General features: G+C 57.6%; 12 protein-coding genes. 5 read left to right on the forward strand and 7 right to left on the reverse strand.

Annotated elements, in window-relative coordinates:
* Positions 1-65: 65 nt before the first annotated feature.
* The 5 genes from DWB63_RS01190 (at position 66) to DWB63_RS01210 (ending at position 7658) form a co-directional block, all read left to right on the forward strand.
* A complete protein-coding gene (locus DWB63_RS01190; RefSeq protein ID WP_128326972.1) occupies positions 66-1460 on the forward strand; it encodes an FAD-dependent oxidoreductase in 1395 nt (464 codons plus the stop codon).
* 222 nt (positions 1461-1682) lie between these two features.
* Positions 1683-2699: a sigma-54 dependent transcriptional regulator gene (locus DWB63_RS01195; protein WP_128326973.1), complete on the forward strand. Its 1017-nt coding sequence runs from the start codon at positions 1683-1685 to the stop codon at positions 2697-2699.
* A gap of 103 nt (positions 2700-2802) precedes the next feature.
* Positions 2803-6045, forward strand: a complete 3243-nt coding sequence (locus DWB63_RS01200; RefSeq protein ID WP_128326974.1) for a tetratricopeptide repeat protein — start codon at positions 2803-2805, stop codon at positions 6043-6045.
* 136 nt (positions 6046-6181) lie between these two features.
* Positions 6182-6991 (forward strand): AmmeMemoRadiSam system protein B, encoded by an 810-nt coding sequence (amrB, locus tag DWB63_RS01205; RefSeq protein WP_128326975.1) that lies wholly within the window; start codon positions 6182-6184, stop codon positions 6989-6991.
* Positions 6992-7001: 10 nt separating this feature from the next.
* The gene (locus DWB63_RS01210; protein WP_128326976.1) at positions 7002-7658 is read left to right on the forward strand and encodes a hypothetical protein; all 657 of its coding nucleotides are present in this window, start codon (positions 7002-7004) and stop codon (positions 7656-7658) included.
* Positions 7659-7700: 42 nt separating this feature from the next.
* On the opposite strand, the gene DWB63_RS01215 is transcribed toward DWB63_RS01210, so the two are convergent.
* The 7 genes from DWB63_RS01215 to DWB63_RS01245 all read right to left on the reverse strand — a co-directional run bounded on the left by DWB63_RS01215 (position 7701) and on the right by DWB63_RS01245 (position 13475).
* The gene (locus DWB63_RS01215; RefSeq protein WP_128326977.1) at positions 7701-7904 is read right to left on the reverse strand and encodes a UXX-star (seleno)protein family 1; all 204 of its coding nucleotides are present in this window, start codon (positions 7902-7904) and stop codon (positions 7701-7703) included.
* Positions 7905-8126: 222 nt separating this feature from the next.
* Entirely contained in the window at positions 8127-10358 is a 2232-nt protein-coding gene (gene pnp / locus DWB63_RS01220; RefSeq protein ID WP_128326978.1) for a polyribonucleotide nucleotidyltransferase, read from the reverse strand.
* 253 nt (positions 10359-10611) lie between these two features.
* Positions 10612-10881 carry a 30S ribosomal protein S15 gene (rpsO, locus tag DWB63_RS01225; RefSeq protein WP_128326979.1) on the reverse strand — a complete coding sequence of 90 codons (270 nt, stop codon included), beginning with the start codon at positions 10879-10881 and terminating at the stop codon, positions 10612-10614.
* A 62-nt stretch (positions 10882-10943) separates the two neighbouring features.
* Positions 10944-11885: a tRNA pseudouridine(55) synthase TruB gene (truB, locus tag DWB63_RS01230; protein ID WP_128326980.1), complete on the reverse strand. Its 942-nt coding sequence runs from the start codon at positions 11883-11885 to the stop codon at positions 10944-10946.
* Positions 11886-12854: a bifunctional oligoribonuclease/PAP phosphatase NrnA gene (locus tag DWB63_RS01235; protein WP_128326981.1), complete on the reverse strand. Its 969-nt coding sequence runs from the start codon at positions 12852-12854 to the stop codon at positions 11886-11888.
* Complete coding sequence (gene rbfA, locus DWB63_RS01240; RefSeq protein ID WP_128326982.1) at positions 12829-13170, reverse strand: 30S ribosome-binding factor RbfA; 342 nt, start codon at positions 13168-13170, stop codon at positions 12829-12831. The genes DWB63_RS01235 and rbfA overlap by 26 nt, the downstream gene beginning before the upstream one ends.
* An 11-nt stretch (positions 13171-13181) precedes the next feature.
* The gene (locus tag DWB63_RS01245; RefSeq protein WP_128326983.1) at positions 13182-13475 is read right to left on the reverse strand and encodes a DUF503 domain-containing protein; all 294 of its coding nucleotides are present in this window, start codon (positions 13473-13475) and stop codon (positions 13182-13184) included.
* Positions 13476-13547: the final 72 nt, after the last annotated feature.

Consider the following 13547-nt stretch of genomic DNA (forward strand, 5'->3'; position numbering starts at 1 on the left):
GCGCGTTCCCATTTTTGCGGGGATGCCCTGAGCGGGCCATACTTGCGCTTAATTGAGAGGATACCATGAACAAGACCGTGAAGACCGATTATGATGTCATTATAGTGGGTGGCGGCCCGGCCGGGTTGTTTGCCGCATATTATCTGGGTGAGTATTCAGACCTGGACGTGCTGCTCATAGACAAGGGCAAGCGTTCCCTGAAACGGAACTGCCCATTGTCCGGTGACCAGGAATGCATCAAGTGCCGTCCCTGCAACATCCTGTGCGGTGTGGGTGGGGCAGGACTGTTCTCCGACGGCAAACTCAATTTCATCCACAAGCTCGGCAAGACCGACCTGACCCAGTTTGTGGGCATGTCCGAAGCACTTGCCCTCATTGATGAAACTGAAGATATTTTCAATAAATTCGGCATGGACGGGAAGGTCTTTCCCACCGATATGGAGGAGGCCAAGCAGATCCGCAAGGCCGCCCGCAAGCATGGCATAGATCTGCTGGTCATCAAGCAGAAGCATCTGGGCAGCGACAATCTGCCGGGTCATATTGCAGGCATGGCCGACTATATCCGCGACAAGGGCGTGTTCTTTCACACCTCTGAGACCGTCGTGGACGTGGTGGTCAAGGGCGGCAAGGTCACGGGCGTGGTCTCCAATCGGCACGAATACACCGCAAAGAACGTCATTCTGGCGCCGGGCAGAGTGGGGGCAGAGTGGGTCAGTCAGGTGGTCCGGAAGCACGGCATCCAGGTTTCCCAGCGCGGTATCGAGGTGGGTGTTCGAGTTGAGGTGCATAATGAGATCATGCAGGATCTCTGCTCGGTCATTTATGATCCGACCTTTTTCGTGCGCACCAACAAGTACGACGACCAGGCCCGCACATTCTGCACGAACTACGGCGGGTTCGTTGCCCTGGAAAACTATCAGGATTTCGTCTGCGTCAACGGCCATGCGCTCATGAACACCAAGTCCGACAACACCAACTTCGCCTTTCTGTCCAAGGTGGTGCTTACCGATCCGGTGGAAGACAATCAGGCCTACGGCGAATCCATCGGACGGCTGGCCACCCTGATTGGAGGCGGCAAGCCCATCCTGCAACGGTTCGGCGATCTCAGGCGCGGCCGCCGTTCCACCTGGGACCGTATCGGCAACGGCTATATCGAGCCGACCATGAAGAACGTGGTACCGGGCGATATTGCCATGGCCTTGCCAGAGCGCATCCTGACCAACCTCATGGACGGCTTGGAGCAGTTGAACAACGTGGTGCCGGGCGTGTCCAACGACGAGACTCTGCTCTATGCCCCGGAAATCAAGTTCTTTGCCACCCAGGTGGACACCAGAAAACACCTGGAGACCAGCATTGACGGTCTGTTCGTGGCCGGTGACGGTCCCGGTGTGGCGGGCAACATCGTGGGAGCCGCCGCCACTGCGCTTATTCCGGCCAAGGAAATCCTGAGGCGCAGTTGACGGATGGCAAGTTTGTTCTCAAAAAGCCCGACAGTGATGTCGGGCTTTTTTTCTTGGTGCGGACAGGCCTTCAGGCCGCGTATTATCTAGATTTTTTTTAAAGAAATGTATTATAGTCGTTGACATGCTGTCAGTAAATTGACAGAGAGGATGTATGTTAGAGATATAGTCGCGGAATCCTTATTTTCGCATTTTGCATATCCCCGTGACTTTGGAGGAGAAATGGCGCTCAACCTGGACGGCATGATCGGGAACAGTCCCGCCCTTGCCGAAGTATTCAAAGTCCTGGGAAAAGTCGCACCCACGGATAGCACCGTGTTGGTGACCGGCGAGTCCGGCACCGGTAAAGAGCTGCTTGTCAGAGCGTTGCATCGCAACAGTTCGCGCCGAAACATGCCATTTGTTCCTATCAATTGCGGGGCCATCCCCAGAGAGCTGCTCGAATCCGAACTCTTCGGCCATGAAAAGGGCGCCTTCACCCATGCCATTCGTTCCAGGCCCGGCCGGTTCGAAATGGCCGATGGCGGCACCATCTTCCTGGACGAGATAGGCGAGATGGATTTGTCGCTCCAAGTCAAGATTCTGCGGGCCCTTCAGGAGAAGGAGATCGAGCGTGTTGGCGGCACCTGCATCAAGAAGGTGGATGTGCGCGTGGTGGCGGCCACCAACCGGGAGCTGGAAACCGAGGTCGCGGCGGGGCGGTTCCGCGAGGATTTGTTCTACCGTCTCAATGTCATCCCTTTGGAACTGCCTCCGCTGCGCAACCGGGGGGGCGATATCCTGTTGTTGGCCGAGCACTTCCTGAAGAATCATTGCGGCTGCAAGACGCACAAGGGTCTCACGCTGTCTCCGAGGGCGAAGGATATGCTCCTGACCTATTCCTGGCCCGGCAACGTGCGCGAGTTGGAAAACTTCATGGAGCGGCTTTCCATCCTGTGCGAGAACAGCGAAGTCCAGCCCGAGGATCTGCCGGAAAAGATATTCAACGATATCGGAGAGCGCCCCCTCAAGAAGGTGGAGGCACTCCAGGTCGTGTACCAGGCAGGTTTTTCCTGGCCCTCCCTCAAGGATATGCGCGACAAGGATCTTCAGCTCAAGGATTTCATGGAGGCCATAGAAGGACGGCTCCTGGCCGAGGCGTTGGAGGAGGCGGATGGCGTCAAGAACAAGGCCGCGGAGCTGGTCGGCATCAAGCGGACCACCCTTATCGAAAAGCTGAAAAAGAGGGATTTGTTATAACTGGCAATGAGGTGAGGCGGCTGTCCGTTCTCATGGTTGCACGACTATTGCATAACTGCTTGCCGTGATTGTGAAAAGTGTCAAAATAATACCTTGGCCCCTGATGGCGGCCCTCCTGGCTGGACTGATTCTTGTCGGTCCGGCACACGCCCTGCGCGTCAATTTCGCTTCCCAGGGCGATTCAGATAAGATGACATTTTCTTTTGATTCCGACAAGTTGCCGCAGTCATCTGTGGCGCGTATCGGAAAGACCGAACTGAAGGTTCTGCTTCCGGTCGGTATCTGGGACAGGGAAGCCAAGCCCACTACCAAGGATTTTCCCGGCAAGCTGGTCAAGTCCATTACGGTCCGGGAAAACTCCATTGAGATCGTCACCAAAACCGATGCGTTCGGTTATATTCGTGTGCCTTCACCGGGCAAACCGGTGTTTGTCCTTCAGTTGTTCCGCGACCCCATCGGTGCGCGTTGGAAACCGTCGGTAAAGCCTGCCCCGACTCCAGCTCCTCAGCCTGCCGCGCAACCGGCCCCTGAGACAGCCCCTGAAGTTGTCCCGGCCCCAAAGGCCGAGGTTTCTCGGGCAGCTGAGGTGGCGCAAAATCTGGCAGCTATCCAGCCGCCCGCAGCCAATCCTGCGGAGCCGGCTCCGGCCAGGGCTGGAGAGGATCTGCCGCCTGAGGTACCCGCCAGTGATCGCAAGCCGTTTTTTGCGGTGCCGTATTCGGTGCGTGATGAAGTCGCCGCTCCTGCCGGATCCCCTGGGCAGGGTGTTTCCGCAGAGCCTGCCGAGGTGGAGACCGGTGACTATCCGCCTGCCAGCGAATTGCGCTTCAAGGCCGTGAACAAGATGGCTGAGGAAGTGAAATTTGCCGAGTTGGCCGGAGCAGGAGGCGGGAGGGCTACCGTTGTCCAGCCTCGTCCGGTTGCCCCCGTATCCATCCCCGAGGCCGGTTCCCCGACCGATTCCGGGATGCCGGAGCCGAGTCAGGCCGTGGGTGCCGTGGCTCCGCCGGCCCCGGCAGAAATTTCCGGGCAGGGACAGGTCGGCGGCACCGTGTCCCCGCCTCCCGGTGCTGCTTCGGCACCGGTCCCGCCTTCCCCGCCGGAGGTTTCCGGCCAGGGGCAGGTTGTGGGCAGCGTAGCCCCTCCGCCTGTCGTGGTGGACGCCGCACCGCCGCCGGAATCCGTGCCCGAGGAAATGGTTCGGGTGACTGAGAATGTTCAGGAAGTGCAACCGCCCGAAGCACAACCTGCGGAAGCCGTTGACGCTGCTGATGTTGCTGCAGCCGATCCGTCTGTCGAAGGTGAGCAGAAGGTCCAGCCCGGTACCGGGGGTGAAGCGCCCAAGGAGTTGACGGCCGAGGAAAAGGCCAAGGCTCAGGAAGAGGAGATCAGGAATCAGCTTTACGAGGCGCAGTCCCTGATGTTCAACGGAGCCCTGGCGGAAGCGCTGTCTATTTTTGAAGATATTTTGAAACAGCCGAAGGTTCCGGATGAAGTGCGAGAGGAAACCCTCTACGCAGTGGCCGACATCAAGAAGCAGCTCAACTCCGACGACCTTTCGGGCAAGTTCGACGAAGTGGCCCAGGCGTATATAGAGGCCATGAATGCCAATCTGCGGTCCAACAAGGTGCCGCGGGCGCTCCTCAATCTCGGATTGCTCAATTTGCAGGTGGGGAACTTCCCGGAGGCTCGCGCATACTTTAATATTCTTCAGGAGAAGTACCCGGACGACGACAACATCCCGTCCATCAGTTACTATTGGGGCGAATATTTCTATCGCAAGGGCGACTACAAGAAGGCCGCCGATCAGTTCCAATATCTCATTCAGACCTATCCCGAGCATCAGCTCGTCAAGCAGGCGGCCTTTTATCTGGCCGATTCCCTGAACCGAACCGGCTTTCTTGAGCAGGCGTTTCAGATCGTCGATTACATAGACAAGCGGTGGCCTGATTTCTATATGGAAAACATGGAATTCCTGAGACTGGCCGGCGGTGTTGAAATGCAGCTCAAGAAGTGGGCTCTAGCCAAGGATCATTACTTCACCTATTACAACCTCAACCCCGAAGCCGAGGGGGCCGACGTTGTTCTGGCCCGTATCGGGGATATCTACATTCGCCAGGGGCAAACGGAACCGGCCAAACAGATATACGAAAAGGCCGTTACCAACTATCCCGACCGGGAAGGCGGCCTGATCGCCAAGATGCGTTTGGCCGAAGAAGGTATTTATGACGATCCGGCCATGCATGAGATGGTCGATGTTTTTGATCGTCCCTATAATCTCAATCCACAGAATGTGTATACGGAGATCGTGTCCAAGTACCCGGACAGTGAACTTGCGCCCATTGCCCAGCTCAAGCTGGCCATGTGGTACGCCTTCCACAAGAAGTATCCGGAGGCGTTGACAGCCGCTCAGGATCTCATAGAGAAGTATCCTGACAGCCCTCTTGTGGACAAGGCCAAGAGCTTGGGGGATTCGGTCTTTGTGCAGGCCGTGCCTGGCATGATGGGCGAAGAACGGTATGCCCGTGTGGTCCGCTACTGGGAGACGTATGATTTTATCGGCAAGGAAGGGTCAAAGGTCGACGACAAGACCAAGATCGCCATCGCCACCAGTTATTGGAAGATAGGTCAGCCCGAAAAGGCCCTGGCCTTGATAGAGCCGTACTTGCAGAAAGAGCAGAAACCGGGTGTTTCCGACGAGGCCCTTGGACTGGCTGTAAACATATATCTGGATCAATTGGCCTGGAAGGAAATCGCTGATCTGGTGGCCATGGCCAGCAAGAACTGGACGCTCAAGCCGGAGCAGAAGAGGCAGCTCGACTATGCTCGGGCCATGTCCTTGCAGAACCTCGGCAATGCCAGTCAGGCTATGCCCATGTGGGCGGAACTGGCCAAGGATGTGGCCGTGGACCCGGCTTTTCGCGCTTATGCCATGTATTACATGGCCAAGGACGCCATGCAGCGCCAGGATCTGCGCCGGGTGTTTGTTTACGCCCAGGAAGCACTGGCGCTCCTGCTCCAGACAAACGGCGACCCGGAAAAGATCAAGGACACCGTGTTGATGTCCATCTATGCCACCGAACGTTCCGGTCGGTACGAGGAAGCCCTCAAGTGGGCCAAGGAGTATGACAAGTATATTGAAGTGGAGAACCCGGAGTGGGCTTCCACCCGCTTCAAGCTGGCCCGCATCTATCGCAAGGCCGGGGCCATGGGCGAATGGAAGCAGCTTTTGAGCGACATCATCGAGAAAAAGCCCGATTCCCTGCAGGCGCAACTCGCCAAATCCGCGCTTGAGACCTATGAGCTCGAGCAGAAGGCCCTGGAATACGCACCCAATCCCGGTTAGGCTTCGGAGCGGCCTTGCCGGAGTCATCCCCTTTTTCCCTCAAGATATGCTGCGCATCACGGGTTTGGCTGCGAGCGAATCTGTGGTATTCATTCCCCGAATGCTATGAATTGAAAGTTTGACGAGGTGAAGAATTATGGACAGACAGCCTGTTGTCGCCGGTCGGTTTTATGATGCGCACCCTGACCAGTTGAATGCCGTGGTCGATGGGTTTCTCGGCCTGGGTGGCGGGAAACGGACGGAGCGGACCCTCCTGGCCATGGTGCCTCATGCCGGATACGTCTTTTCCGGGGCGGTCTGCGGGAAGACGTTGGGCATGGCCAATCTCGCGCAGACTGTTCTTCTGCTCGGTCCAAACCATACCGGACGCGGCGAACGCTTTGCCCTGTGGAACGAAGGGGCGTGGAATATTCCGGGCGGTTCCCTGCCCATCGATACGGAGTTGGCAGATGCCTTGCTGGCCTCCGATTCCAATGTTGTCGCCGACACTGCCGCGCACCTGGGCGAACACTCCCTTGAGGTGATCCTGCCGTTCCTCCATCGCCTCAATCCGGCCACAGCCATCGTGCCTGTGTCCATATCCTCACCCTCTCTGGACTCCCTGAAACAGGTTGGCCAGGCCGTCGGGCAGGCGCTCAAGGCCTTTTCCCGGCCCGTGTCCATCGTGGTCAGCTCGGACATGAGCCACTACATATCCCACGACGATGCCAAGAAGATGGATTCCATGGCCCTGGAAGCAGCCGTGAGCCTGGACCCGGCAACTCTGTACTCCACTGTCCGGGCCAGGAACATCTCCATGTGCGGCGTGCTGCCCATGACGGTAGGGTTGTTTGCCGCGTTGGAACTGGGAGCAACCAGGGGCGAACTGGTTGCCTACGCCACTTCGGGCGAGGTGTCGGGCGATTATGATCAGGTGGTCGGGTATGCGGGCGTGCTGGTCAGCTGAGGGGGCTGTGATGATCAGGTGTTTTTTCGTTGCTCTTGCAGCGTGTCTGTTTTCGGTATCTGTACTGGCGGCGCAGTATCCGATCAATGAGTTGCCCATGTATGGTGGGGTCGAAAAGAGCGACGCCATGCTCAAGGCCGATGAGGCTTTCATCGGGAAAGTTCTCGAACAAGGCTACAGCAAGGAGACAGGGGCGCGTCATTTCTCCATGCGGGGCTGGCAGGCATTTTCGGGCGGAGACCTTTCCACCGCCGTCAAGCGGTTCAACCAGTCCTGGCTGCTCGACAGGGATCTATACGAAACTTACTGGGGATTTGCCCTCGTGTATGTGCTTCGGGATCATGACATCCCCAACGGTTCAGCGATGTTTGAGAAGGCGCTTTCCCTTCGGCCGGATCAGGGCGAGTTCTATGTCGAGTACGGGCGGTTTCTTGAAGAGAATGATGCGGGAAGTTTGGACAAGGCCGTTGATTTCGTGAAGAAGGGGTTGGCAATGAACCCGGATATCCGGGACGGATACATCTGCCTGATAAGGGCCTGTTTCAGGAAGAATGACCTGGAGCAGATGCGGTTCTGGTTCGATCGGGGAAAAGAACGCAAGGTCTTTCAGCCATCCGAGCTTGAGGGGCTGGAGTCGGATATTGCCCAGGCCGGGGGCAACAGGTAAGGTCTTGGTCTTTTCCGGCAGCCTGCCGGTGCATCAGACGTGTCAGGAGCCGCGATTGTAGCCGATGGTCGCCTGTCCGTTCAGGACGATGACCGGTATCTTTTTTTTCCCGCCGGAGTATTGCAGCATTTCATCAAGGTTGGCTGACGAGGCTAGCACATCCACAAAGCGTGCTTCGGGATATGCGGCCAGCGCCCGCTTGGTGTGCGGGCAGGTGGTTTTTCCATAGATGATTATTGTTCCCATGCTGCCTTTCCTTGCTTTCTCTATAACAAATATCATCCCCCCTTGTCCCCTGTCCATCACCCTTGACCTCTCTCAACCTTCGCAAAGCGACACAAAAGTTTTGGAAGGGGAGTCAGAGGGGGAACCTTTCCCGAAAGGTTCCCCCTCTGGCCGCCGGAGGCAAAAAAAAGCCCTGCCTGGCGTGAACCAGGCAGGGCGGGTATTCATTGTGTCGATCGCGGATTAGCGACGGTCGCGGCCACCGCCACGGCTGTCACGGCGCGGACCACGGCTGTCACGGCGCGGGCCACGGTCGCCGTCGCGCGGTGCGGGGCGCTTGAATTCTTCCAGGTTCACTTCCTGGCCTGCTTCTTCCATGAGCCATGCCTTGCGGGACAGACGGATGCGTCCGCCCGGCTCAAGCGAGATGCACTTGACCCAGACTTCCTGGCCGAGCTGAACCACGTCTTCCACGCGTTCCACGCGCTCGAAGTCGAGCTGGGAAATGTGCAGCATACCTTCCAGACCGGGCAGGATTTCGACGAGTGCGCCGACTTCCAGAACCTTGCGGACCGTGCCGAGGTAGTTCTTGCCCGGTTCGGGCTTCTGGTCGTAGTAGAGGACCATTTCCTTGGCCTTTTCCATGGACGCCAGGGTCGGGGCGAAAATGGAGATCTTGCCGGAATCCTCGATGTCGATGTCGGCTTCGGTTTCGGCGGTAATGGCCTTGATATTCTTGCCGCCGGGTCCGATGACCGAACGGATTTTTTCGGGGTCGATATGCACGACGGCCATCTGCGGAGCCAGGGTGGACAGCTCGGGACGCGGATTTTCCAGCACTTCGGCCATGTGGTCGAGGATGTGGGTGCGGGCTTCCTTGGCTTGGTACAGGGCCTTTTTCAGCACTTCAGGCGGAATTCCGGCGATCTTGATGTCCATCTGGATGGCGGTGATGCCGTCTTTGGTGCCTGCGACCTTGAAGTCCATGTCACCCAGCGCGTCCTCGTCGCCGAGGATGTCGGTCAGGACGAAGTACTGGTCGCCTTCCTTGCACAAACCCATGGCGATACCGGCAACCGGAGCGGAAATGGGTACACCTGCGTCCATGAGGGACATGGTGGCACCGCAAACGCTGGCCATGGAGGAGGAACCGTTGGATTCCATGATCTCGGAGACCACGCGGATGGTGAACGGGAAATCGTCCGGGCTGGGCAGAACCGGGGTCAGGGCACGTTCGGCAAGTGCGCCGTGGCCCACTTCGCGGCGGGAGGTGCCGCGCAGCATGCGGGCTTCACCGACGCAGTAGGGCGGGAAGTTGTAGTGCAGCATGAAACGCTTGGTGGCATCGCCGAGCAGGGAGTCGTAACGTTGTTCGTCACGGGTGGAACCCAGGGTGGCAACGGCCAGGGCAGAGGTCTCGCCGCGGCGGAACAGGACCGATCCGTGGGTCTGCTGCAACATGCCGACTTCGATGGAAAGGGGGCGGACGGTGGTGGTGTCGCGACCGTCGATGCGCAGTCCTTCCTTGACGATGCGTTCACGCACGATCTTCTTGGTCATGTCGCCGATGATGTCGCCGACAGCCTTGAGCTTGGTCTCGTCCTCGGGGAACTTTGCGGCTACAGCTTCCTTGGCTTTTTGCTTTGCAGCGTCCTTGGCGGCGTAGCGGACCATCTTTTCGGGAGTGGTCAGGGCCTTTTCCAGGTCTGCGGAGATGAAGTCGCCCAGAAATGCAGCCACTTCTTCGTCGCGCTCGGGGGCGGTTACTTCAAGCTTGGCAACGCCGACCTTTTCACGCAGGGCGTCCTGAAGATCGAAGAGCGGGGCGACTTGTTCGTGGCCCCAGGCCAGAGCATCGGCAACCATGTCTTCGGACACGAAATTACCGCCGCCTTCAACCATGACCATGGCATCGCGGGTGGCCGCAAAGATCAGGTTCAGGGAGGAACGCTCTTCAATGCCCTTGTAGGTGGGGTAGAGGACGAACTCGCCGTCAACGTAACCCACTCGGGCGCCAACGATGGGGCCGAGGAAAGGCATTTTGGAGATGTGGCAGGCTGCGGACGCGCCGGTCAGAGCCAGGACGTCCGGGTTGACGCGCTTGTCAGCGGACAGGACCGTGGCAATGATCTGCACTTCGTCGGAAAAGCCTTTGGCGAACAGGGGACGGATAGGGCGGTCGATGAGACGGGAGACCAGGGTCTCACGCTCGGACGGACGGCCTTCGCGGCGGAAGTAGTTGCCCGGTACGCGACCGGCGGCATACGCCATTTCCTGATAGTTGCAGGTCAGCGGGAAAAAGCCCCGGTCAATTTCCAGAGGCTGGGTCACGGCCGTGACCAGAACGGTGGTGTTACCGGACGAAATAGTCACCGCACCAGATGCCTGGCGGGCGTATTTGCCGGTTTCGATGGTGATGTCTATACCGCCGACCGTAGTGGTCAGGCTGGTGGCATCAAAAGGAATCATCGTCATAGAGATTCTCCTACCTTATGATTTAAGGTAATAGGTGGATCACTTCCTGCGAAAATCCCTCTGATAGGGTTAGCCGGCTTGGGGAGGGGCTTTTGGGGCAATTGGAACCATGTTGGTCCCAAAAGCGCCTTCCGCAGCCAACTAAACTTCGCGTGAGGACTTGCGCGCTTGCCGAAAAGACGGCTCCGCCGCAGAAAGTGACAAATGGACGGGGGAGGTCAAGCCTCCCCCGTAAACTCAGTTTTTCAAAGAACTACTTGCGCAGACCAAGGCGACCAATGAGGTCACGATAGCGCTGAACATCTTTGTTTTGCAGGTATTTGAGGAGCTTCCTGCGCTGGCCGACCATTTTCAGCAGGCCGGTGCGGGAGTGGTGGTCCTTGGAATGGGCCTTGAAGTGATCGGACAGGTACAAAATGCGTGCGGTCAGCAGTGCGACCTGCACTTCGGGAGATCCGGTATCACCTTCACAGGTTTTGTACTCTTCAACAATTCTTTTCTTATCTTCAGCAGTCATAACCACAGCGATATCCTCCTAAGTTGGATGTTGCTTTTATGTTTTGCCTTTGTGCAACCTTAAGCGGTTCAGTCCTGATTCCAAAGACCTCGGAGAATGGCCCATTTGGGCATGTCGTCCTGAAGTTTTGCCTCCACCAGAGCCAGCGGTTCACCTTGGGTATCAAGCAGCAGGGCATAATCGCCGAGACTGCCCGCCAAAAGCTCGCCGGGTTGCTCAGCGACCGGTAGCCAAGCCCCGTTCATCACGAGTTTTGCCAGCGGTTCGGTCAACTGATACTTTGGCCAGTGGGGCAGGGTGTCCTTCAAGGGGATCACCCGTTCCGGAAAGGTTTCCGGATTCTCCAGAACGTCTTCGAGATCAAGGGCCTGATCAAGCCCGAAAGGCTCGCTCGACTCCCGGATCAGGCTGGTCAGTGTCGCGCCGCACCCGATTCGTGTCCCCAAGCTGTGGACCAGGGAACGTATGTAGGTACCGGCGGAGCAACTGACCCTGAATGCCGCTTCAGGCATTTGCACGTCCAGCATTTCCACATGAGAAATAACAATGGGCTTTATCTTGACCGGTGTTTCCTTGCCCTCGCGGGCCAGGGCATACAACGGTTTGCCCTCATGTTTGGCAGCCGAATAGGCAGGAACTTCCTGCTCTGTCAACTCTTTCCAATACATAATTTCACGTTCGACATCTTCGACAGTGGCGTCGACCGGGCTTTCTTGGACTATTTCACCTTGAATATCAAGGGTATCCGTTGATATTCCGAGTCGAAATGTACCGGAATAGGTCTTGGTGCCGCCAGTCAGGTACGGCGCAAGTTTGGTGCCGTGTCCGAGCAAGACCAATAACACGCCTTGGGCCATGGGGTCCAGCGTCCCGCCGTGGCCGATCTTGTACTGCTTGAGGCGATGTTTGATGTCATTCAGGCAGGCGGCTGAGGTGGGACCGCTCGGTTTGTTCAGGATCAGCAGGCCGTCGAGCTGCTGCGGGCTTCTCTTGTTGCGTTTACGGCCCATCTATCTGAGCTCCAAGACATCGGCTATGGTAGAAATAAGCATGGATTTGGCTTCGTCAATGGGAGCGGCAATGGTGCCGCCCGAAGCGTTCCTGTGTCCGCCGCCGCCGAATCGGCTGGCTATTTCCTGAACGTTGTCGTTGCCATAGGACCGCAGACTGAACTTGTAGAGATCCGGTCCCTCTTCACGGAAGATCACGGCCACGCGCACGGATTTGAGGCGGCGCAGGAAATTGATGATGTTCTCCGTGTCTTCGCTGGTCGTGCCGGTGCGGGCGAACATCTCTTTGGTCACCACGGTGACGGCCACCTGTCGGTCCAGAAAGAGTTCCTTGCCGCTCAGGGCTTCGGTCCAGAGGTCCATGCGGTTTTCGGACCATTGCTTGGTGATGAGCATGTTCATGCGCGCAATGTCCAGGCCGTTGCGAAGCATGGTCGCCGCCATTTCCAGGGATTCCGGGGTAGTGTTCCCATAGGTGAAGAATCCGGTGTCCGTGGATACGGCAAGGTAGATGCATTCGGCCAGGTCGCCGTTCAGGGCTATGCCGAGTTCGGTAGCCAGGGTTGCGAGCATACTGCCCACAGCGGGTTGTGTCGGGTCCACCCAGTTCACGGCACCGTAATTCTTGTTTCCCAGGTGATGGTCGATGTTGATGATGCTGGTTTCGTCCGCACGGCCCAACAGGGCTTCTCCCATGCGGTCGTCGGCCCCGCAATCCATGACTATGGTCCAGGCCGGGAGGGGATTGGGCAGAACTGTGGCAATGGGGGCGACCGTGTTTACATAGTTGTACCGATCCGGGATTCCGCTGGGATTGTACAGGGTGAACTGCTTGTCCAGGCTGGCAAGGATGTGCCCCATGGCGCAGGTGGAGCCTATGGCGTCGCCGTCGGGATTGAAGTGTGAGGCAACCAGGAAATCGTCCTGATCCCTCAAAATCTCGCTAATCCGTTGTATTGGATTTTCCATAAACCACGTCCTCAAGAAATTCGTCGAATTGGAACCGGAGCTCCGGGGTGAACTGCAGCTTGAGAATGCGGCCCAGTCTGGAGCGCAGGAAGCCCGTGGCTTTTTCCAGGCCGGATTGGACCTCTTTGCGGTGTTCCGCGTCACCGGAAACCGTGTAGAATATCTCGGCGATGCGGAGGTTTGCATTCATGCGCACCCCGGAAAGAGTGACGAGTTGCAGGCGCGGGTCAGCCGCTTCTTCCACCAGCAGGGTAGCGACTTCGCGCATGATCTGGTCGCCCATGCGGACAGCGCGTCTTGAACTGGATGCTTTCATGAGTATGTCCTTTAATCGGAATCGGAAAAAATTTCAGTATTGCATCGGGTCAACTCTGCCGGAGAGATGGCCTCGACCATGGCCAGTGCTTTGGCCAGACGGCTTTCGACCCGTTCGGTGGCGTTGGCCGTGGTCACCACGCCCAAAACCAGTTTGTCATGGACGTCCAGGGCGTCCACTTCGGCAACGGATACATTGAACTTGTTGCGCAGTTTCTGTTTCAGACTCAGGGCCACCTTGCGTTTTCCCTTGAGGGAGCGGTTTCCGTGCAGCCGGAATTCAAGATGGAGGATGCCTATTATCATGGTAGTCCGGTGTAAAAAAGCAAATGCGGGCGACTCATTATTGAATGAGCCGCCCGCGGTATCTTGTCCAGT

The sequence above is a fragment of the Pseudodesulfovibrio sp. S3 genome (genome assembly GCF_004025585.1).
Lineage (GTDB): Bacteria > Desulfobacterota > Desulfovibrionia > Desulfovibrionales > Desulfovibrionaceae > Pseudodesulfovibrio.